Origin of the sequence: Crassaminicella thermophila, assembly GCF_008152325.1 — a bacterium.
GTDB classification, from domain to species: Bacteria; Bacillota; Clostridia; order Peptostreptococcales; family Thermotaleaceae; genus Crassaminicella_A; species Crassaminicella_A thermophila.
In genome coordinates this window covers 2,094,700-2,116,892 of sequence record NZ_CP042243.1, presented here as the reverse complement: position 1 = coordinate 2,116,892, position 22,193 = coordinate 2,094,700, and the positions used below count along the sequence as shown (strand labels likewise).

Sequence of the window (22,193 nt, the reverse complement as noted above, 5' to 3'; positions counted from 1 at the left end):
CTCTTTTTGTGAAGATCACCTTGGAGTTAAAATCCTGAAATATCAGTAGGGGTTTTCGCAGACATGCGTTATCATGTATTGAGTGATAAGGTGTTTTGTGCCTTATAATGAGGGTGGTACCGCGGTTTATTCGTCCCTAAGTGTTGACTTAGGGATTTTTTATTTTTGAAAAACTATTTAATGAGAGGATGAAGGAGATGGAAAAATTTAAGGCTTTGTCTGATTTACCAATAGCTGAAGTTCAAAACAAAATTTCAGAGTCTTGGGATGAAAATAATCTACTTGATAAATGTGTTGAAACAAGAAAAAATGGAAAGCCTTTTGTATTTTTTGAAGGGCCTCCAACTGCAAATGGAAGACCAGGAATTCATCATGTAATGGCTAGAACATTAAAAGATTCTGTATGTAGATATAAGACAATGACAGGCCATCAAGTAAAAAGAAAAGCAGGTTGGGATACTCACGGATTACCTGTTGAAATTGAGGTTGAAAAGCAATTAAATTTATCTAGCAAACAAGAAATTGAAAGCTACGGAATAGATAAGTTTAATGAAAAATGTCGTGAATCTGTATTCTCTTATGAAAAACAATGGAGAGAAATGACAAGAAGAATGGGATATATGATAGATTTAGATAACCCATATATTACTTTAGATAATGATTATATTGAATCTGTATGGTGGATTTTAAATAAGTTTTTTAAAGAAGGATATATTTATGAAGGGCATAAAATACTTCCATATTGTCCTAGATGTGGAACAGGATTGGCTTCTCACGAGGTTGCACAAGGATATAAGGAAATAAAATCAAATACAGTAATTGTTGCTTTTAAAAGAAAAGATTATGATGAATATTTCTTAGTATGGACAACTACACCATGGACATTGGCATCAAATGTTGCATTGGCTGTTCATCCTGAAGAAATTTATCTAAAAGTAAAATCAAAAGGAAATGTATTTTATGTAGCAAAGGCATTGGCAAATAAAGTTTTAGGAGAAGATTTTGAAGTATTAGAGGAATTAAAGGGAAAAGATTTAGAATATATGGAATATGAGCAATTAATGCCTTTTGTGAAACCAGATAAAAAAGCTTTCTTTGTAACAGTTGCAGATTATGTAACGACTGAGGATGGAACAGGAATTGTTCACATTGCTCCAGCTTTCGGGGAAGATGACTATCAAGTAGGAAGAAAATATAACTTACCTGTACTTCAGCCTGTAGATGAAAATGGAAAATATGTAGCAACTCCTTGGGAAGGCAGATTTGTAATGGATGCTGATGTGGATATAGATATTATTAAATGGCTGCATGCAGAAGGAAAATTATTCAAGAAAGAAAAAGTAGACCATAACTATCCACACTGCTGGCGTTGTTCAACACCACTTTTATACTATGCAAAACCAAGCTGGTATATAGAGATGACAAAATTAAAAGATAAGTTAATCGAAAATAATAATACTGTTAATTGGTATCCAGATTATGTTGGAGAAAAAAGATTTGGAAACTGGCTAGAAAATCTTAATGATTGGGCACTATCTAGAAATCGTTATTGGGGAACACCATTAAATATTTGGAGATGTGAATGTGGTCATATTGATTCTATAGGTTCAAGAAAAGAGTTAGTTGAAAGAGCAATAGAAGAAATTGATGAATCAATTGAGCTTCATAGACCTTATGTAGATGATGTGCATATTAAGTGCGAGAAATGTCAAGGGGTTATGACAAGGGTATCAGAAGTAATCGATTGTTGGTTTGATAGTGGAGCAATGCCTTATGCACAACATCATTATCCGTTTGAAAATAAAGAAAACTTTGATGGGGAATTATTCCCAGCAGATTTCATCTGTGAAGGAATTGACCAAACTCGTGGATGGTTCTATTCACTACTTGCAATCTCTACTTTTGTAAAAGGCGTATCTCCTTACAAAAATGTATTAGTAAATGACTTAATTCTTGATAAAGATGGAAGAAAGATGTCTAAATCAAGAGGAAATACAGTTGATCCATTTGAGTTATTTGATAAGTATGGAGCAGATGTACTAAGATGGTATCTACTTTATGTGTCTCCTGCTTGGACTCCAACAAGATTCGATTTAGAAGGATTAAGAGAAGTACAAAGTAAGTTCTTTGGAACTATTAAAAATGTTTACAATTTCTTTACACTTTATGCAAATACAGATGGTATTAATCCTAAGGAGTTTTTTGTTCCATATAATGAGCGTCCTGAATTAGATAGATGGATTTTATCAAAATACAATAGTTTAATTGAAGCAGTAATATCAGAACTTGAAATTTATGACTTAACAAAGGCCGTAAGAAAAATTCAAGATTTTGTAAATGAAGATTTATCTAACTGGTATATTAGACGTGCTCGTCGTCGTTTCTGGGCAACGGAGCTTACAGATGACAAGAAAGCAGTTTATAATACAACTTTTGAAATATTAGTAGGTATTTCAAAACTTGTAGCACCATTTGCACCATTCTTATCTGAGGAAATTTATCAAAACTTAACAGGTGAAACTTCTGTACACTTAGCATATTATCCAGAGGTAGACAAAGAATTGATTGACAAAGTTGTGGAAGAAAGAATGGATTTGGTAAGGGATTTAGTAGGGCTTGGCCGTGCAGCAAGAGAAAAAACAAAAATTAAAGTACGTCAACCAATTCAAAAAATATTGGTAGATGGAAAGTATGAATCTTTAATTTCTGATTTGGTACCACTTATGAAAGAAGAGCTAAATGTAAAAGAAGTTGTTTTTGAAAAAGAATTAAATGAATTTATGAACTTTAGCTTAAAACCTAATTTTAAGGTTGCAGGTCCTATTTTTGGTTCAAAAATAAAACTTCTTGGAAAAGCATTAGGTAGTGTAGATGCAGCTGAAGTAGTACCAAAGCTTGAAAAAGGAGAAACTCTAGTCCTTTCAATAGATGGAGAAACATTAGAAATTACTAAAGAACATGTATTAATAAGTATATCTGCAAAAGAAGGATTTACTGTTGAAATGCTTAATAACTTGTTTGTAATTCTAGATACAACTTTAACACAAGAATTAATAGATGAAGGGTATGCACGTGAATTCATATCTAAAGTTCAACAAATGCGTAAAAATAATGGATATGAAATGATGGATAAAATACGTATCTATTTTGATGGAGATGAAGAAATTCAAAAGGCAGTAGATATACACAAAGATTATATTATGCAAGAAACTTTAGCAGAAAGTATTGAAGCAGTATCTGATGATAACTTTGAAAAGCAAAATCTAAATGGACATCAAACAGGTATGAAGCTAGAAAGAATATAAAAGATTAGCAGTAGCATAAAGAAATGCTACTGCTTTTTGTGTTAATATGAACTTTTATCAAGTGCTGTAATGATCTGTAGAGGAGGTTTAGCATTTAGAAGTCCAACGGCGTATATTGTGTAATATCTATTTGGCTTAATCAACTGATTTGGTGCATTAAGGATTATCTTATTTGTACCTGCCAATCGAATTTGAATTGTATAGTTATTAGGAGATATCATTAAATTAGGGCTGATTTCTTTAAATTCAATATTTCTAAAGAGTATTGTTCCATCTGATAATGTAATATCTATCATAGGGGTATTTGGAGATAGATGAACAAATTTTAATTGAGATTTACCGGGTAGTATTGGGGATGCAGTATCTAATACAACAAGGGGTTTTATATTTTTAAACATTCCTGTAATAGCTACTGTATAATTTGAGTTTGGCATTACATCTAAACTTGTATTTATAATAGGGGTAGTCGTTGTACCAGCTGGAAAAACCAAAATTGAATACTTACCAGGGATGAATGGTAAATACTTTGTGAATTGCTTATATTTCAAGTTTTTTGCAATAAGCTTACCACTTGCGTATACATCAACAGTAGGGGTATCAGGAGATGCATGAAATATCCTTACGTATGAAGGTATAACTGGATTTGGATAAAAGTATTGCATGTAAGGAATATACATCTTATTTTATCAACACCTTTCTTTCATATCTACCATATCATATGAAAAAAGGACGTGTTTTGTTACAAAAAAGAAAGGACTACTCACTTATAAAAGAAGTAGTCACAAAGACTTATTTCTATTTAAAAATCTTAACAAATTTAATAGAATAAATATCACACATTAAGAGATCATCAGTTTCTGGTTCTTGAATAACAACATAACTTATCCCTACATCAAGAAGCGTACCTTCACGGTCTATAAGCATATTAGTACCAATTAAAAATTCTATTTTTACGTATTCGCCAATCTTACTTTTAAGATATCCTTGAGTATAATTGATATCATCTTGTACTGGTGGACCTGCTTCTACTTCAAAATCTGGTGGCAATTGGGTAGTAGGCGGTTCAGGGTTAGATGCTGTCATGATAGTAGGCATAGTTGGATACATGGGCATCATTGGATAATAATTTGGATAAAAATCATTAAACATAAATCATCCTCCTTTATAATAGTAATTTTAATGGACACAATATAAGTAAGTTTTAATCAAGTTTTTGCATAAAGTTCTGTTGGGTTATAGAAGCAATGTTGGGCAACTCTTACTTGAAAACTACCTGTTTTATTATATGGAAAATAATAAGGACAAGTAGGTTTAAATGGGTTAAAATACCATAGTGAGTAGCCGACAGTAAATAATCTGTTTCCAGAAAGTGCCCAATCAGCTATATAATAATGTACTTGTTCTGGTGGATTTGACCAAATGGTTTGAGGATTTGTTTTTCCTCCAATAACTGAACGAACACAATCAAATTGTCCTTTTTGAAAAATTACTTTTCTAATATCTCCTTGACATACTCTATGATATTCGCCATAAGGAATTCTTTTTCTATTCATAACTACAGAGGCAACGGCTTTCATACCATTTTCGCCTTCGCCGCCTGCTTCGCATTTAATGATTCTTGCAAGAAGTTCTCGATTTGAATAAGCCATAATATACCCACCTCATTTTTATTGCTGATAATATTAATTTATGCATTACTTTTAAAAATGCTACTAATATTTCCAAAGAATATTAATGAAATCGTTGAAAAATTTGAGAAAATAGTGTATTTTTATAACACATAGGATATGTACTCTAAATAAAACAAAAATGTGTCATATAAACTTTAATTATATAAGGGTATAATATAATTATAATAAGATAAGGAGAAATAGATCATGAGCAAATTATTTAAAGATTACAACTTTAAAGATTTTATATTAAAGAATTTAGAAAAAAATGGAATAGAACAGCCTAGTGAAATACAATCAGAAACTTTTATATTGACGCTAAAAGGAAAAGATGTCATTGGAAAAGCTAGAACGGGAACAGGAAAAACATTAGCTTATTTACTGCCGATGATAGAAAAAATTGATCTGTCTAAAAAAGAATTACAGATGTTGATACTAGCACCAAGCAGAGAGCTTAGCTTGCAAATAAAACGAGAGGCAGAGCGTATCATAGAAGGTACAGAAATCCATATGGAAGCTATTGTAGAAGGAATGAAGTTAGAAAGACAATTAGAAAAATTAAAGAAAAAACCACATATTATTGTTGCAACTCCTGGAAGACTAGTGCATATTATGAGTTTAAAAAAGATTAAATTACATAATGTAAAAATTATTGCATTAGATGAAGTAGATCAGATATTAGAACAAGGGCTACAAGATAAAATTTTTGCAGTTGTAAAAAGTACTTTGAAAGATAGACAGCTATTAAGCTTTTCTGCAACCATGTCTGATGAAGCTAGGAAAATATTAAATCAATTGATGAATGATCCAGTTTTTGTGAATCTAGATCATATTAAGCCAATTCCTTCAAAAATAAAACATGAATATATTGTAAGTAAGGGACCTAAAAAAACTGAAACGTTAGTAGAACTTTTAAATGTAATAAAGCCTAAAAAGAGCTTGATATTTATTAATAAAAATCAAAATGTAGACCGATTCGTAAGAGAATTAAAAAGTTTAGGATTTTCTGTTGGTGGAATACAAACAAGGACAAAAAACCAAGAAAGACAGCATTTATTAACTTCTTTTAATAAGGGAAAGTTAAAGATACTAGTTACAACAGATCTTTTTACAAGAGGAATGGATTTTCAAGAAGTTAGCCATATATTTAATATGGATTTACCACTAAATAAAATAGATTATTTACATAGGGCAGGGCGTACAGGAAGAATGAATAAAGAAGGCGTTGTAATGAGTATCGTAAGAGATAGAGAAAAATTCATATTATATAAGATGATGAAATATTTAAATATTGAGGTTACACCTATGCATATTATGCACGGAAAGCTTATTCCTGTAAAAGCTATTATTCAAAAAAAGAGAAAAAGAAGAAATAAGTTATAAATAAGTTTTTCATAGGGGAGTGGTGTGGGTGAAAGTATTGTTTACTTATGACTATGGAGATGAGAGAATGAATCGTATCCGAGAATTAGGGTATGAAGTGATTTATGTATATGAAAAAGATGTGAAAGTTGATGAAAAAAACGTAGATGCAGAAGTATTGGTGTGCTATGATCCTTTTTCTACTCTTGACATAAAAAAAATGAAAAATTTAAAGTGGATTCAATTATCGAGTATAGGAATTGACCAAGTACCTATTGATTATGTAAAAAAAGAGAAAATTATGATTACAAATAATAAAGGTGGGTATAGTATTCCTATAGGGGAATGGATTGTCATGAAAATATTAGAAATGTTTAAAAATAGTAGAAAGTTTTATGAGAAGCAGAAAAATGGAAAGTGGCAAATGGATACGACTTTGTTGGAGCTATATGGAAAAACTATCGGATTTATTGGAACAGGAAGTATTGCTAATGAAGGAGCAAAACGATTACAAGGATTTGGAGTACGGATTATAGGAGTGAATACTTCTGGTAAAAAAGTAGATTATTTTGATAAATGTTTCTCTATGGATGATTTAGATAAAATGCTGCCAGAATGTGATGTAGTTGTATTGACTATTCCATATACAAATAAAACTCATAATTTAATAAATAATGATACTATCTCCATGATGAAGGAAGGAGTTTTCTTAGTAAATGTATCGAGAGGAAGCATCATAGATGAAGTTGCTCTTTTAAAATTTTTAAGGAATGGAAAAATCAGAGGTGCAGCGTTAGACGTATTCACACAAGAGCCTTTAGAAAGTGATCATCCCCTATGGAACTTTAATAATGTTATTATTACTCCCCATAATTCTTGGATTTCTGAAAAGAGAAATGAGAGAAGGTTTAATATGATTTATGAGAATCTTAAAAGATATATAAGTGGAAAAAAATTATTAAATATTGTAGATTTAAACAAAGGATATTAAAAGGAGTGAAACTATGAATGGACAAGAAATGCTAAACTATAAAAATTGGGCTGTGATTGGAGATGTATTAAATCCTGAAAAATATGCTTATAAAATAAAGCATAGATTAATGGATGCAGACTACAAAGTATTTCCAGTAAATCCAAGAGATAAAAGTGGAGAGGTTTTTTGTAGCCTTAAAGAAATAAAAGAGAAAGTAGATGTAATTGATCTTTGTATTAATCCTAAATTGGGAATTAAGATTATTGAAGAAGCATATGAATTAGGTATCAACAAAGTTTTAATACAACCAGGAGCTGGAAGTGAGGAAATTATATCTTTTTGTAAGGAAAAAGGGATATCTTATGTTGAAAGCTGTGCATTGGTAGAACTATCAAAAAAAGGAATATAAGCACAAAATGAGAGGAACGAATTTGTTCCTCTTTTTATATAATAAAAATATATTAAAGGACATGCTATTGATGAATATGTTAAAATAAGGATATATGTAACAAATTTCAAAAAGAAATATAAAAAGAACGTTTATTCCAGATAACTTTTGAAAAAACTAAACTTCATTACATGAAAAAATACTAAACCTTCAAAACTCACCATTGTTCAAACATTGAAGGTTCTTAACGTATTTTTTCATGTAATTTTAGTAAGTTTTTTTTACAAAAGTTATCAAAGTCATTCACTTATCTTTTTATATTTCGTTAATGTTATTTATCTATAATAAGAGAAAGGAGGGACAAAATGATTAGCTATTCTGAAATTGTTTTTAGGTTGGTATTAGCTAGTATTTTAGGTGGTTTAATTGGGCTAGAAAGAGAAGCAAATAACAGACCCGCAGGATTTAGAACTCATATTTTAGTTACTATAGGGTCTACACTTATTATGCTTATTTCTATGTACGGATTTAAAGGATTAGGAGTTAATGGTTCAGGTGGGGAACCAGCAAGATTAGCAGCACAGGTAGTAAGTGGTATTGGTTTTTTAGGTGCAGGAACTATTCTTAGGCAGGGAAATGCTATTCATGGATTAACAACGGCAGCTAGCTTATGGGTTTGTGGATGTATAGGGTTAGCAATAGGCAATGGATATTATTTAGGGGGATTGGTTACTGCAGGAATTGTATTGTTTACATTAGTAAGTCTAGGACTATTTGAAAAAATTATATTTAAAAATAAATATAAAACTATACATGTGATATGCTGTGAAAGAGCTGGTTTGATTGGAGAAATAGGAACATTATTAGGAAAATATAAAGTTATAATAAAACATATAAAGATGTCTCCTTTTGATGAAGATCGAGACAAAGTTCTTCATATTGATATTACTGTAAAAGTACCAAAATATTTTTCGCCTGAAGAACTTTTTGGTGGTATTAGTAAAATAAACGGTATACGAAGTGTAAAATGGGAAGAACAATGGGAAAATAATGAAGAATAAAAAAGGAGGATATATGAAAGATAAAAAAATATTACCGATTTTAGCAGGAGTTACGACTTCTATAATATTTGGATTTTCTTTTTTATTTACTAAAGAAGCATTAGATTATATTAATCCATTTGATTTATTAAGTTTACGATTTGGTACTGCTGCTTTAGTATTAATATCGTTACGATCTATGGGAATTATAAAAACAGATTATAAAGGAAAAAATATAAAAGCTTTATTTGTATTGGCTTTATTTCAGCCAGTTTTATATTTTATATTTGAAATAATGGGTGTAAGTAGAACTACTACTTCAGAAGCTGGGATTATGATGGCTTTGATTCCTATTGTTGTTACATGTTTAGCAAGTGTATTTTTAAAAGAGATTCCATCGAAACCTCAAGTTGCTTCTGTCTTTATATCACTATTTGGAGTATGTTTTGTTGTCCTTATGAAAGATATGAGTACAAGCGGGAGTATATTAGGTATATTTTTTCTTATTGGAGCAGTTTTTTGTGCAGCAATACTCAACATACTTTCTAGAAAGTTATCAATAAGTTTTAAGCCAGCTGAAATAACTCTATTTATGATGTGTATAGGGGCGCTATTTTTTAATGGTATTTCTATTTTAAATCATGGAATAAAGGGAGATATGCTAAATTATATTATAAAATTAAAGGAAATAAAGGTTGTAATAGCAGTTTTATATTTAGGTGTATTATCTTCTGTTGTAGCATTTTTCCTTACAAATTATAATTTATCAAAGCTAGAAGCTTCAAGGGCTGCTGTTTTTGCAAATTTAACAACAGTTATTTCAGTTTTTGCAGGAGTTTTTATTAGAAAGGAATCTTTTACAATTTATCAATTTCTTGGTACATGCATGATTTTATTAGGTGTTTGGGGAACAAATTATTATGGTGAAAAGAAGGAAATTAGGATAAAAGCAAGAGATGCTCTTGTTGAATAATTGTTAAATATTAGACTAAGTAAAGATATTATGTTATGATAATAAAGAAAATAATAAGCGAAGGAGAAATAAAATGAGTAGACAAGTTTTAGCTACTGTTGGTGGAAGTGAGATTACAAGAGAAGATTTAGATTTAGTATTAAAGCATGCCCCTAAAGAACAGCAGATGCAGTTAAACACATTTGCAGGCAAACAATATCTATTAAATGAAATGATTACACAACAAATCCTTTATTTAGATGCAAAGGAAAAAGGTTTAGATAAGGATGAAGCTTATCTTAAAGAACTAAAAGCATTAGAAGAAAATTTATTAAAGCAATATGCTGTAAAAAAACTATTAGAAGATGTAAAAGTTGATGAAGAAGAAGTGAAAGAATATTATGAAAAAAACCATGAGCAATTTGTTAAAGGTGAGTCTGTTAAAGCAAAGCATATATTAGTAAAAGAAGAAGCTACAGCTAAAGATATTTTAAATGAATTAGAAGGTGGAAAAAGCTTTGAAGAAGCTGCAAAGGAATATTCTCAATGTCCATCAAAGGCAAATGGCGGAGATTTAGGGTATTTTAACAAAGGACAGATGGTACCTGAATTTGAAAAAACTGCTTTTGAATTAGAAGTTGGAGCAATTAGTGAACCTGTTAAGACTCAGTTTGGATACCATATTATTAAGGTTGAAGATAAAAAGGATTCTACTGTAATGCCTTTTGAACAAGTACAAAAACAAATTGAGAATTATATATTAAGAAGTAAACAAGATGAAAAGTACAAAACGTATACAGATCAATTAAGAAGTAAATTTAATATTAAGACAAATGAAGAATTGTTAAAATAATAAAAAGGGTCAATTTATTGGCCCTTTTGACGATTGTTTAGAAAATGTTTGTATTGGTAAAAATAAAGATTATTATAGACTATTTAAGCACTTCAGGATATAATGAATTAGAATAAAAATAAGAAAGAGAGGATGTAAGATGGAAGATAAAAAAATTGTAGTAATAGTAGATGAAGAAGGAAATAAAAATGACTTAGAAGTAGTAGATATGCTTAAAATAGAAGAAGATAAATATGCACTTTTAGCACCTGTAGGAGAAGAAGAGGATGCTTATGTATACAAAGTAGTTGAAGTAGATGGGAAAGAAGAATATGTTCCTATAGAAGATGATGATGAATTTGAACGTGTAGTAGAAGAATATAATTCATATTTTGATGAAGAATAAGCCTTAGTGAAAGCCTTACACTAAGGTTTTCATATATAATGAATAAAGGAGTAGTAAAAATGAATGATAAGATTGATTTGAAAAGTTGTAATATACAAGAGTTGGAAGATTTTTTGACAAGTATAGGTGAAAAGAGGTTTAGAGCAAGACAGGTTTTTGAATGGATTCATAAGGGAATTGAAAATATAGATGAAATGACAAATCTTTCAAAGGCTTTAAGAGAAAAGCTAAAAGAAGAAGGATACATAGGAGTATTGAAAATAGAGGATGTTTTAATATCGAAAATTGATGGAACAAGAAAATATTTATTTTTATTAGAGGATGGAAATATTATAGAAAGTGTATTGATGAAATACAAGCATGGAAATTCTGTTTGTGTATCTACTCAGGTAGGATGTAGAATGGGATGTAAATTTTGTGCTTCAACCCTTGAGGGTGTCATAAGAAATTTGAGAGCAGGAGAAATATTAGATCAAGTACTAACAATACAAAAAGATATTAAAGAGAGAATTTCAAATGTTGTATTGATGGGAAGTGGAGAACCGTTTGATAATTATGATGAAGTATTAAAGTTTCTTGATATAATTAATCATCCAGCCGGTTTGAATATTAGTTTAAGAAATATAACCATATCTACTTGTGGACTGATACCGCAAATGTTAGATTTAGCAAATAAAAAACCTCAAGTAACTCTAGCAATATCATTACATGCTCCAAATGATGAATTAAGAAGCAAAATGATGCCGATTAACTTTAGATATCCATTAGATGAGTTATTTAGAGCTTGTAAGATTTATACAGATATTACAAATAGAAGAATTACTTTTGAATATGCTTTAATTCATAATGTGAATGATACAAAAGAGCATGCGAAGGAATTATCAGAAAGAATAAAAGGAATATTGTGTCATGTGAATCTAATACCGCTTAATAAAGTAGATGAAAGAGAATTTCAAACAGCAAAAACAAATAAAGTGAAAGAATTTCAAAGCATTTTGAAACAAAATGGGATTGAAGCAACTATAAGAAGAGAACTAGGTAGTGATATTAATGCTGCTTGTGGTCAATTAAGAAGACGCTATTTAAAACATAAAAAAGATATGAAAAATGAGGCATAGACCTCATTTTTATTGTATAAACTTATTACCTAAATATTTTTGTATTTCTTTAGGATCGCTAAAAGGTGTAATTAGAATTTCGCGATCACTCTCTAGAAAATATATAAGAATTTCTGTATCTCCTTCTAGGAAAGATTTGGCTACTGTTTCTTCTTTTACTTCTCTTACTTTATTTTTATGACGTTTCTTTTTTTCAAATTCTTTTGTAAAGTAATATCCCATCATACCGATTACTTTTGTATATCTTTTCATAATCAACCTCCTAATAAAATATGTAATTATTTTATGAATGTATGCAAATAAGATTCACATATTTAAAAATACAAAGATATTATAATACTAGCAAATAATAGGAGGTGATTCAACTGAGAATATTAAGAGTAGGTGTGCAAGGAACGGATGTAATGGAGATACAGGCACTTTTAAAAAAAATAGGATATGATCCAGGACCTATTGATGGTATATATGGAAAAAAGACAGAGGCGGCAGTTATTAGATTTCAAAGAGATAATGATCTTGTAGCTGATGGAATTATTGGACCAAAAACCTATGAGGCTTTAGAACCACTTTTATTAGGCTATGATTTATATACCATAAGACCGGGAGATACTATGTATAAAATTGCAAGAAAGTATTATACAAATGTTACAAAAATTATTACAGCAAATCCAGATGTTAACCCTTATAATTTACAAATAGGGCAAAAAATTATTGTTCCTTATGGAATAGATTTAGTAGATACTAATATTGACTATACTTATGATATTATGGAAAGAGATATTAAAGGGTTAAAGATAAGGTATCCATTTTTAGAGGTAGGGATTGCAGGAAAAAGTGTTTTAGGGAGAAATTTATATTATATTAAAATAGGTAATGGACCTAATCAAGTTTTCTATAATGGGGCTCATCATGCATTAGAATGGATTACGTCTCCTGTTCTTATGAAATTTGTTGAAAACTTTTCAAAAGCTTATGCACAAGGAACAGACATAAGAGGCTATGATCCTAAGAGTATATGGAAAAAAAGCACTATATATATAATGCCTATGGTAAATCCAGATGGTGTAGATTTGGTATTAAATGGATTACAAAAAGATAACCCTTATTATGACCAGCTAATTAAATGGAATAATGGAAGTATGGATTTTTCTAAAGATTGGCAAGCAAACAATAGGGGGGTAGATTTGAATCACAACTATGATGCATTATGGGAATTATCAAAGAAAGCAGAAGAAGAATATGGTGTATATGGTCCTGGACCTACAAGATACTCTGGACCTTACCCAGAGTCAGAATCTGAATCAAAGGCAGTTGCAGACTTTACAAGGAGTCATAATTTTAGACTGATACTTGCTTATCATAGCCAAGGGGAGGTAATATATTGGGATTTTCAAAATATGGCTCCTCCAGAAGCAAAAAAAATAGGAGAATTATTTTCTAAAGTAAGTGGATATACTTTAGAAGAAATCTATGGGATTGCTTCTTATGCAGGTTACAAAGATTGGTTTATATATAAATATAGAAGACCGGGTTATACCATAGAAGTAGGAAAAGGTAAAAATCCTCTTCCGATAGAACAATTTGATAAAATATATAATGACAATGAAGAGTTGCTTTTATTAGCAGCTATTGTATAAAAAGCGGTTTAGCCGCTTTTTTTGAATAGATGTATTATGAATTATACCTTTACGCATACTAGCAGAGAATAAAGCTTTATAGTATAATATAGTAGGGAACAATATTTGTAAATTGAGAAAATGAAGAATAATATTTATTCTGGATTTTCGAAAGGGGCCTAAGAAATGAATACAATTCAAAATATAATGGTATGTGTAACACAGCAAAAAACTTGTGAAAGACTTATTAGAAGAGGTGCTGAAATAAGAGATGAGTATGATGGAGAATTATATGTAATACATGTAGCTAAGGAAGGATATCATTTTTTAGGTAATTCAAGAGATGGAGATGCCTTAGAGTATTTATTTGAAAAAGCAAAAGCGTATGGTGCAAATTTGACAGTAGTTAGATCTCATGATGTATTGCAAACGTTAAAAGATCTAGCTGAGAAGAATAAGATAGATTTAATTATTTTAGGGGAATCTTATGAAAATAATGAGCAAAAAAATGTAGTAAGCAGATTGAAAAAACACTTGTCTAAAGGTATTGAGATTGAAATTGTACCTGTACAAAGAGAAAACAAAGCAGTTTAACAAATAATCCGCCACAAAGCCTTAGAGCGTTTTAAAATAGTTTATAAATTTGTAAAAGGAGTAGATGCATGAAAGAAAGTAGATATAGAATATATTCTCAATATTTAAAAGAAAAATATGGAGAAAAAATATATAAAATTCCTATCAATCTTCCTGTAACTTGTCCAAATAGGGACGGTATTTTAGGGCGTGGCGGATGTATTTTTTGTGGAGAGGAAGGAGCTGGCTTTGAAAATTTAGCTAGTAGTATATCTGTTAAAGATCAATTAAATAAAAATATAGAATATATACAAAAAAAGTATAAAGCAAAGAAGTTTATTGCTTATTTTCAAAATTTCACAAATACATATTTGCCATTAGAACAATTTAAGGAATATATTTATGCTTCTTGCCAAGAGAATGTAGTAGAAATTTCTATATCTACAAGACCAGATTGTGTAAATGATAAATATTTAGCTTTTCTTAATGAAGTAAAAGAAGAAAAGAATATAAATATTTGTATAGAGTTGGGGTTGCAAAGTGTAAATTATCATACATTAAGAAAGATCAATAGGGGACATTCTCTTGCAGAGTTTATTGATGCGATTATTCGTATTAAAAAATATGGGTTTGATAGTTGTGTACATATGATTTTAAATCTTCCTTGGGATGAAAAAGAAGATGTTATTGAAGGAGCGAAGATTATATCAGCCCTTGGAGTAGAACAAGTAAAACTTCATTCTTTATATATTTTGAAAAATACAGTGATAGGAAGAATGTATGAAAACAATGAATTTAAAATTATATCATTGGAAGAATATGTAGATCGTGTAGTAACTTTCTTAGAATACTTAGATCCTAACATTGTAATTCAAAGATTAGTTGGAAGAGCACCAAAAGAAAATACACTTTTTTGTAATTGGGATACAAGTTGGTGGAAAATAAAAGATCATATTGATGAAAAAATGGAAAAATTAGATAGTTTTCAAGGAAAGAAATTTATGTACTTAAATGGAAAAGCATTAATGCATATAAAAAATCCGTAGACAATTTTGTCTACGGATTTTTAGTATTTTATAGAAATGAAAATTAATTTGGAGTTTAATTAAAATGATAAAATAACATATATAATATATACAATTGGTAACTTTTATGCTAATATATTAATATAATATAACACAAAAATAGATTTAAGACATACAAATAAACTTATACAAAGAGAAAAATACATATATATAAAAATAGGGGGGGCATAATATGTCAATCAAAGTAGGGATTAATGGTTTTGGAAGAATTGGAAAAAATGTATTAAGAGCATGGTTGGAAAAAGAGGGCAATATTGAAATTGTTGCAATTAATAGTACAAGTGGACCTCATAAGCATGCGCATTTATTTAAATATGATTCCCTTTATGGTATGCTTTATCAAAAGGTTGAGGCTACTGAAAATTCAATTATTATAGGAGAAAAAGAAATTGAATTTACTGCTTATCGAGATCCTGCACAAATTCCTTGGAAAGAATTGGGGGTAGATATTGTTATTGAAGCAACTGGAATATTCAGAACAAAGGAAGATTGTATGAAGCATATTGAAGCAGGAGCTAAAAAAGTAATTATTACTGCACCTGGTAAAAATGAAGATAAAACTATTGTTATGGGTGTAAATCATAATGAATATGATCCAGAAAAACATCATATTATATCTAATGCATCGTGTACAACAAACTGTTTAGCACCAGTTGCAAAGGTTATTAATGATGAATTTAAAATTAAGAAAGGATTAATGACAACAGTACATGCTTATACAAATGATCAGAAAGTATTAGATTTACCACATAAGGATTTAAGAAGAGCAAGGGCTGCTGCTGAATCTATTATTCCTACAACTACTGGTGCTGCAAAAGCTGTTTCATTAGTACTACCAGAATTAAAAGGCAAGTTAAATGGAATGGCTATGAGGGTACCAATTCCAGTAGTTTCAGTAGTAGACTTAGTAGTTGAATTAGAAAAGTCTACTACAGCACAAGAAGTGAATGAAAAATTAAGAGAAGCTTCTGAAGGTTTACTTAAAGGGATTCTTGGATATTCTGAAGAACCATTAGTTTCAATAGATTATAAGAAGGACAATCGTTCATCTATTGTAGATGCTTTATCTACTATGATGGTTGGAGAGAATATGTTAAAAGTTGTTTCATGGTATGATAATGAGTGGGGATATTCAAATAGAGTAATTGATTTAGCTTCATATATAGGGGAAATGGGATTTAACTATAATTGTGAAAGCTGTAAAGAATATGTAAAAGCTTATTGTATGGTATAAAAAGGTTTGCTTGAAAAATTAAATTTTTATCCTGCTTTTTATGAGCAGGATTATTTTTTTGAAATGAAATGGTATAATATAGTAGATGATGGATTTTAAAGGGGGATATTTGTGAAAAATATACTAATGATTTGGGATATTGATGGGACGTTAATTAATAGCAGAGGTTGCGGAAGAAAAGCTATGGAAGAAGCATTCTGTTCAATCTTTGGAATAGAAAAGGCCTTTAACGATATTAATATGGCAGGAAGACTTGATGCAATTATTCTAAAGGATGCATTGTATAAGCATGGTATTGTAGATGTGGATATGACTTTGTTTTTTGATACTTATTGTAATATACTTGAAAATATTCTTATGAAGAAAGATTATATCAAGATTTTACCTGGCATAGAGAAAATTCTTGAGTCAGGTAGTGAGTATCATAATTTTTTTCATGCTTTAGGGACAGGAAATATTGAAAAAGGAGCCCGAATAAAACTAAAAGCTTATGATTTAAATAAATATTTTCCAGTAGGAGGCTTTGGTGATGAGGAATTAGAAAGATGGCAAATAATTCATAAGGCTGTAGAAAGTGCACAAGCCTTTCATAATATAACTTATGATAAAGAAAATATTTATGTAATTGGAGATACACCGCGAGATATTGAATGTGCAAAAATATTAGGAGTAAAAAGTATTGCAGTAGCTACAGGATCTCATAGTTTAGAAGAACTAATGGAGCACTTACCAGATTATTTATTTGAAAGCTTTGAGGATACAGAAAAATTTTTTTGTATATTCAAGTAAAGTACAGTGTTTTTACTAATACAGAATATCTTGAATAAATGGAAAACTTATCTTACAATTATAATGGGTAGGAATATCTACAAAAAAATATACTATCAATAGTAGAAAAAGGGGAGGGAGACGGGAGTGAGACACTGGAAAAAAATCTTAATCCCTTATGAACAAGCAGTAGAAGAGCTAAAGGTGAAATTTAAGGCAATTAGAAATGAATTAAGAGAAATGAGTGAATACTCACCTATAGAATTTGTAACAGGAAGAGTAAAAAAGGTATCTAGTATATTAGAAAAGGCAAAAAAATATGGAATTGCTGAAGAAGAAATTGAAGAAAAGATAGAAGATATAGCTGGAATCAGAATTATGTGTCAATTTGTAGATGATATATATAAAGTGGTAGAATTGATTGAGCAAAGAGATGGTAAGGACTTAAAGATTGCATATGTAAAAGATTACATAAAGAATAGAAAAGAGAGTGGATATAGAAGCTACCACATAATTATAAAATACCCTATACAAACAGCTTTTGGTTATAAAGAGATATTAGCTGAAATTCAGATACGTACTTTAGCTATGAATTTCTGGGCTACTATTGAGCATTCAATAAATTACAAGTACAAAAAAAATGTTCCAGAGCATATAAAAGAAAGGTTAAAGAAAGCTGCAGAAGCAGCATATCTTTTAGATAAGGAAATGTGGGCTGTTAGAGATGAAGTAATTAATGCACAAAAATTATTTGAAGCAAAGTCAAATACGGTTTCTAGTATTGTGAATAATATACAATTATTAAGATCTACAGGAAAGACAGATACAGCTAAAAAATTTCAAGAAAAATTTGATAAAGCATTAGAAAAAGGAAATATGATTAAATTAAAAGAATTATCTGATTCTATAAAATATGCAGTAGATAAATATCAAGCTTTTGAATAGATATATACCCATCTTTTTATTTTTTTCTTTTCTTCTTCTTTTTCTTTTTTGCTACGGAAAAACCAAAATGGCCTAATGATTTTTTCAATCCATAATAGTCTCCATGACAATAACATATAGGCTTTGCTTTATCTAGGTGAAATTTATTTTTTTCATCTAATAATTCTTCATCTATATTTACAGCTAAAACTTTTGCCATAAACATATGGTGAGAACCCAAAGGGACTATTTTTTCTACCTTACATTCAATATTTACAGGACTTTCTTTAATAAGAGGTGCCTTTACCTTACTAGCTTTTTGAGGTGTAAGATGCATTTCTTTGAATTTATTTACATCTCTTCCGGATTTTACACCACAAAAGTCTGTAGCTTTTGCTAAATTTTCTGTAGTTAAATTAATAACAAATTCTTTTGTTTTATTGATAATATCATAAGAATATCTTTCTGGTCGAATAGATATGTAAGTCATTGCAGGGTTTGTACAAATAGTTCCAGTCCATGCAATGGTAATAATGTTATAATTTTCTTCACAATCACCACATGTAACTAATGCAGCAGGAATAGGATAAACCATTGTACCTGGTTTCCAAGTAATCTTTGCCAAAAGTATCACTCCTAATATGTTTTTTTAGTTTGCCTTTATTTTCAAAATAAATAAGGAGACATTTTCAATGCCTCCATAATTATTCTATAATGGTCATTACTTCTTCTACTGATTTTCTTGGTGGACTTTTTATTTCTCCATCAGGAATGCCAAGTGGAGTCATTGCTGCAAGAAAATAACCTTCTTTTTCAAAACCGATAAACTCAGTAATTTCTTTTGCAGCATAATTTTGACTAGTCATCCAGCAAGTTCCATATCCCATATTTGTAGCTGCTAGTATTAAGTTTTCCATAGCAGCACCAATATTTTGCATAGCAGGATTTGATCTTAAAAGTTCATGGATTTCATCAGTAGATGCATTTATTTCTTTTAATACATTAAGACCAGTAGGTTTATAAGAATCTTCAGTATATACTAGAATAAGTACAGGGGCTTTTCTAAAAACTGTTGAGAATCTTAAAAACTTAGTAAATCCTTTTTTAATATCTTCATCTTGAATTAGATTTGCTAATTCTGCATTTTTTCTTTCTATTGTTTTTGCAATTCCTTCAATTTTTTCCTTATTTTTCACAACAACAAAATGCCAATTCTGAACATTCTTACCAGAAGGAGCATATGTAGCAGCCTTGATTATTTTTTTTATATCTTCTACAGGAACATCTTGATCTTTAAACTTTCTTACACTATGTCTTTTGTAAATAAAATCTAAATGATTCAAAAGATCACCCTCCTTAATGTTTCATACTCTAAAATATTATATAGGATTTCCATTTATAGTTCAATTTAAAATGAAAATAGGTTTTATTTTTTATTAAGAAATTTTTAGACATTTAGGGTATAATATAGTTAGTTTTAATAAAGTAGGTGATGATATGAGCTTATTTGTAATAGGTGATTTACATCTTAGTTTTAGTGTAGATAAGCCAATGGATATTTTTGGAGAGCAATGGGTTAATCATCAAGAAAAGATTAAAAAAAATTGGATTGAAGTTATTAAAGAGAACGATATGATATTAATTCCAGGAGATATTTCTTGGGCTATGAATATGAAGGATGCAACAATTGACTTAGAATGGATTAATAATTTACCAGGAAAGAAAATATTATTAAGAGGAAATCATGATTATTGGTGGGCTTCAGTATCAAAGATGAATAAATTATTTGAAAATATAAGATTCTTACAAAATAATTATTTTACATATAAAAATTTTGCAATATGTGGAACAAGGGGATGGCTTTGTCCTAATGACCATAAATTTACTGAACATGATGAAAAAATTTACGAAAGAGAACTACATCGTTTGAAATTATCTTTAGATGAAGCAATTAAAAATGGATGTAAAGATATTATTGTTATGACACATTATCCTCCTACTAATGATTTTATGGAAGATTCTGGATTTACGCAAATCTATGAAACATATGGGGTAAAGAAAGTTGTGTATGGACATCTTCATGGAATAGATTCTTTTAAAATTGGACTTAAAGGGGAATATAAAGGGGTATATTATTATTTAACATCTTGTGACTATTTGGATTTTAAGCCACTTAAAATTTTAGATTAAAATAATGGTTCATAGTGACTATTATCATAAAGGGGTATTACTTGATATAATTTAATTAAAATATTTTTTAGAGGTGGATAGGGTGAATAATAAAAGGTATTATAATGGAGTGCTAGTAAGAACGTGTAAAAGATGCAAAACAGTTATTGAAGAAAATTCAATTGTTGATTATTGTCCTGAATGCTTTAAAAAGATAGAGGCAGTTTTTGAAAAGATAGAATCTTATTTGAAAGAATATCCTGGTGCAACTGCTTTTGAAATTGCACAAGAAACAGGAGTGCCTTATCATATTATAAATAATTTTGTAAGGGATGGAAGACTAATTGAGATTCCAAACGAATATTTAAATATGGAATGTAAAAGATGTGGATGTTTACTGCTTTCTGTTCACCATGAATACTGTCCTGACTGTAGAAAAGAAATTGAGAAGGAAATAGAATTAGCAAAAATGCAATTAAGAAAGGCTATGGGTGGTGATGGCAGTAAAATGCATATAGCACATGGACGAATTAGAAGAAAAAGATATTAAAACGATATCATTTTTTCATTTCTTGCATATCTATTTAGCAGGGGGTGAAAAAATGAGAAGGTTTCATAGTTATACAGTAGAAAGTTATTTACAATATTTAAAAAAGTTGAATATAACTAGAAGGATTACAGAGATTCATCTTCATCATACATGGAAACCAACAAAACGAACTTATATACTAGCTAGTGATAAAGAAAAAGTTATTTATGGTATGTGGAGATATCATACAAAAACATTAAAGTGGCGTGATATAGGACAGCATGTTACAGTATCACCAGATGGACTTATTTGGGATGGAAGAGATATTAATATTATACCAGCAAGTATTTTGGGGCATAATAACTACGCTTTTGCTATTGAGATGATTGGAAATTTTGATAAAGGAGAGGAGAAGCTAGAGGGTATACAGTTATGTGCAGTAAAAAAGCTGATAGAAGGATTGTTTGAAATATTTCATACGGATCAATTAATATTTCATCGTGAATATTCTCATAAAACATGTCCAGGTTCATCATTAACGAAGGACATATTTATTAAAAAGCCGCAAAATAAAGTGAAAATTTTAGGGGAAGCTATTGCAACAAAGGAACAAATGAAAAAATATATGCTATTAATTAATCCATTACCAAATATACAATGTACTCCAGACCAAATTGTAACCTATTATTTAAATGAAGGAGCTATTGAAGGTGTTAGAGGAGATGTGGCTTTTGCACAAGCTTTATTGGAAACGGGTTTTTTTAGATTTGGAGGGATTGTTCTTCCGAATCAGAATAATTATGCAGGGCTTGGAGCTATTAAAAAAGGAATGGCAGCAAGTTTTCCTAGCCCTAGAATAGGTGTCAAAGCTCATATTCAGCATTTAAAAGGATATGCAAGCAAAGAACCTCCAATAAGACCAATTGTAGATCCTCGATATACAGTGTTAGAGGATATTGGACTGATCGGGTCTTGTATATATGTAACAGATTTAAATGGAAAATGGGCGATTCCAGGTAATGGTTATGGTGAAAAAATTTTAAAAATATTAAAAAAAATAATAAGTTTGCCAACACAAGAAGATTCAGCAGATATATGGAATAAAGCTATTTTAGAAGAAAATAAAAAATTAAAAGAAGAAAATAATAAGCTAAAGGATAAAATTAAACAATATGAAGTATTATTAAATACATTAATAAAGGAAATAGAAAATTTTTTAAAGACCGATGTTTAAACAACGGTCTTTAAT

23 protein-coding genes, 1 pseudogene and 1 other annotated feature (1 of these 25 running past the window's edge) are annotated in these 22,193 nt (G+C 29.7%); of the genes and pseudogenes, 18 read left to right on the top strand and 6 right to left on the bottom strand.

Annotated elements, in window-relative coordinates; all coding sequences use genetic code 11:
- Positions 1–141, top strand: a binding site (T-box leader); it begins 78 nt to the left of the window's first position.
- A 56-nt stretch (positions 142–197) separates the two neighbouring features.
- On the top strand, positions 198–3,305 hold the full coding sequence (gene ileS, locus FQB35_RS10830) for an isoleucine--tRNA ligase (RefSeq protein WP_148809918.1): 3,108 nt from the start codon (positions 198–200) through the stop codon (positions 3,303–3,305).
- Positions 3,306–3,346: 41 nt separating this feature from the next.
- Here the strand turns inward: ileS and FQB35_RS10825 are convergent, their stop codons facing one another.
- From FQB35_RS10825 to FQB35_RS10815, 3 genes and pseudogenes are all read right to left on the bottom strand, one after another.
- Positions 3,347–3,982 carry a DUF4397 domain-containing protein gene (locus tag FQB35_RS10825; protein WP_148809917.1) on the bottom strand — a complete coding sequence of 212 codons (636 nt, stop codon included), beginning with the start codon at positions 3,980–3,982 and terminating at the stop codon, positions 3,347–3,349.
- 118 nt (positions 3,983–4,100) lie between these two features.
- Positions 4,101–4,322: pseudogene (locus FQB35_RS16260) on the bottom strand (alginate lyase); the annotation flags it as partial.
- Between the two features lie 188 nt (positions 4,323–4,510).
- Positions 4,511–4,954: a cell wall hydrolase gene (locus FQB35_RS10815; RefSeq protein WP_148809915.1), complete on the bottom strand. Its 444-nt coding sequence runs from the start codon at positions 4,952–4,954 to the stop codon at positions 4,511–4,513.
- A 228-nt stretch (positions 4,955–5,182) separates the two neighbouring features.
- Between FQB35_RS10815 and FQB35_RS10810 the strand changes: the two genes are divergently transcribed.
- The 8 genes from FQB35_RS10810 to rlmN all read left to right on the top strand — a co-directional run bounded on the left by FQB35_RS10810 (position 5,183) and on the right by rlmN (position 12,046).
- The gene (locus tag FQB35_RS10810; protein WP_148809914.1) at positions 5,183–6,358 is read left to right on the top strand and encodes a DEAD/DEAH box helicase; all 1,176 of its coding nucleotides are present in this window, start codon (positions 5,183–5,185) and stop codon (positions 6,356–6,358) included.
- A 22-nt stretch (positions 6,359–6,380) separates the two neighbouring features.
- The gene (locus tag FQB35_RS10805; RefSeq protein ID WP_148810824.1) at positions 6,381–7,328 is read left to right on the top strand and encodes a phosphoglycerate dehydrogenase; all 948 of its coding nucleotides are present in this window, start codon (positions 6,381–6,383) and stop codon (positions 7,326–7,328) included.
- Positions 7,329–7,341: 13 nt separating this feature from the next.
- On the top strand, positions 7,342–7,719 hold the full coding sequence (locus FQB35_RS10800; RefSeq protein WP_148809913.1) for a CoA-binding protein: 378 nt from the start codon (positions 7,342–7,344) through the stop codon (positions 7,717–7,719).
- Positions 7,720–8,063: 344 nt separating this feature from the next.
- A complete protein-coding gene (locus FQB35_RS10795) occupies positions 8,064–8,759 on the top strand; it encodes an MgtC/SapB family protein (protein ID WP_148809912.1) in 696 nt (231 codons plus the stop codon).
- 13 nt (positions 8,760–8,772) lie between these two features.
- Positions 8,773–9,711 (top strand): DMT family transporter, encoded by a 939-nt coding sequence (locus FQB35_RS10790; protein ID WP_148809911.1) that lies wholly within the window; start codon positions 8,773–8,775, stop codon positions 9,709–9,711.
- A 73-nt stretch (positions 9,712–9,784) separates the two neighbouring features.
- Positions 9,785–10,543: a peptidylprolyl isomerase gene (locus FQB35_RS10785; RefSeq protein ID WP_231701782.1), complete on the top strand. Its 759-nt coding sequence runs from the start codon at positions 9,785–9,787 to the stop codon at positions 10,541–10,543.
- Between the two features lie 139 nt (positions 10,544–10,682).
- Positions 10,683–10,928, top strand: a complete 246-nt coding sequence (locus FQB35_RS10780) for a DUF1292 domain-containing protein (RefSeq protein ID WP_148809910.1) — start codon at positions 10,683–10,685, stop codon at positions 10,926–10,928.
- Between the two features lie 59 nt (positions 10,929–10,987).
- Positions 10,988–12,046: a 23S rRNA (adenine(2503)-C(2))-methyltransferase RlmN gene (gene rlmN, locus FQB35_RS10775; RefSeq protein WP_148809909.1), complete on the top strand. Its 1,059-nt coding sequence runs from the start codon at positions 10,988–10,990 to the stop codon at positions 12,044–12,046.
- A gap of 9 nt (positions 12,047–12,055) precedes the next feature.
- Here the strand turns inward: rlmN and FQB35_RS10770 are convergent, their stop codons facing one another.
- Positions 12,056–12,298: a hypothetical protein gene (locus FQB35_RS10770; RefSeq protein WP_148809908.1), complete on the bottom strand. Its 243-nt coding sequence runs from the start codon at positions 12,296–12,298 to the stop codon at positions 12,056–12,058.
- Between the two features lie 113 nt (positions 12,299–12,411).
- On the opposite strand from FQB35_RS10770, the gene FQB35_RS10765 reads away from it, so the two are divergent.
- From FQB35_RS10765 to FQB35_RS10740, 6 genes are all read left to right on the top strand, one after another.
- Complete coding sequence (locus tag FQB35_RS10765; protein ID WP_148810822.1) at positions 12,412–13,683, top strand: M14 family metallopeptidase; 1,272 nt, start codon at positions 12,412–12,414, stop codon at positions 13,681–13,683.
- 165 nt (positions 13,684–13,848) lie between these two features.
- The gene (locus tag FQB35_RS10760; RefSeq protein WP_148809907.1) at positions 13,849–14,256 is read left to right on the top strand and encodes a universal stress protein; all 408 of its coding nucleotides are present in this window, start codon (positions 13,849–13,851) and stop codon (positions 14,254–14,256) included.
- A gap of 68 nt (positions 14,257–14,324) precedes the next feature.
- On the top strand, positions 14,325–15,281 hold the full coding sequence (locus FQB35_RS10755; protein WP_148809906.1) for a TIGR01212 family radical SAM protein: 957 nt from the start codon (positions 14,325–14,327) through the stop codon (positions 15,279–15,281).
- Between the two features lie 211 nt (positions 15,282–15,492).
- Positions 15,493–16,554, top strand: coding sequence for a type I glyceraldehyde-3-phosphate dehydrogenase (gene gap, locus FQB35_RS10750; RefSeq protein WP_148809905.1), 1,062 nt, complete (start codon positions 15,493–15,495; stop codon positions 16,552–16,554).
- 111 nt (positions 16,555–16,665) lie between these two features.
- Positions 16,666–17,343 (top strand): HAD hydrolase-like protein, encoded by a 678-nt coding sequence (locus FQB35_RS10745; RefSeq protein ID WP_148809904.1) that lies wholly within the window; start codon positions 16,666–16,668, stop codon positions 17,341–17,343.
- Between the two features lie 126 nt (positions 17,344–17,469).
- The gene (locus tag FQB35_RS10740; protein ID WP_231701781.1) at positions 17,470–18,267 is read left to right on the top strand and encodes a GTP pyrophosphokinase; all 798 of its coding nucleotides are present in this window, start codon (positions 17,470–17,472) and stop codon (positions 18,265–18,267) included.
- 16 nt (positions 18,268–18,283) lie between these two features.
- Here the strand turns inward: FQB35_RS10740 and FQB35_RS10735 are convergent, their stop codons facing one another.
- Together FQB35_RS10735 and FQB35_RS10730 are read right to left on the bottom strand one after the other, a co-directional pair.
- On the bottom strand, positions 18,284–18,880 hold the full coding sequence (locus FQB35_RS10735) for a flavin reductase family protein (RefSeq protein WP_333473030.1): 597 nt from the start codon (positions 18,878–18,880) through the stop codon (positions 18,284–18,286).
- Positions 18,881–18,950: 70 nt separating this feature from the next.
- Positions 18,951–19,589 carry a nitroreductase family protein gene (locus FQB35_RS10730; protein WP_148809902.1) on the bottom strand — a complete coding sequence of 213 codons (639 nt, stop codon included), beginning with the start codon at positions 19,587–19,589 and terminating at the stop codon, positions 18,951–18,953.
- Between the two features lie 154 nt (positions 19,590–19,743).
- Here FQB35_RS10730 and FQB35_RS10725 point away from each other — a divergent pair, with 154 nt between their 5' ends.
- From FQB35_RS10725 to FQB35_RS10715, 3 genes are all read left to right on the top strand, one after another.
- Positions 19,744–20,436 (top strand): metallophosphoesterase, encoded by a 693-nt coding sequence (locus FQB35_RS10725; RefSeq protein ID WP_148809901.1) that lies wholly within the window; start codon positions 19,744–19,746, stop codon positions 20,434–20,436.
- Positions 20,437–20,518: 82 nt separating this feature from the next.
- Positions 20,519–20,965 carry a hypothetical protein gene (locus FQB35_RS10720; RefSeq protein ID WP_148809900.1) on the top strand — a complete coding sequence of 149 codons (447 nt, stop codon included), beginning with the start codon at positions 20,519–20,521 and terminating at the stop codon, positions 20,963–20,965.
- Between the two features lie 52 nt (positions 20,966–21,017).
- Entirely contained in the window at positions 21,018–22,178 is a 1,161-nt protein-coding gene (locus FQB35_RS10715; protein ID WP_168198320.1) for a glucosaminidase domain-containing protein, read from the top strand.
- The last annotated feature ends 15 nt before the right edge of the window (positions 22,179–22,193 follow it).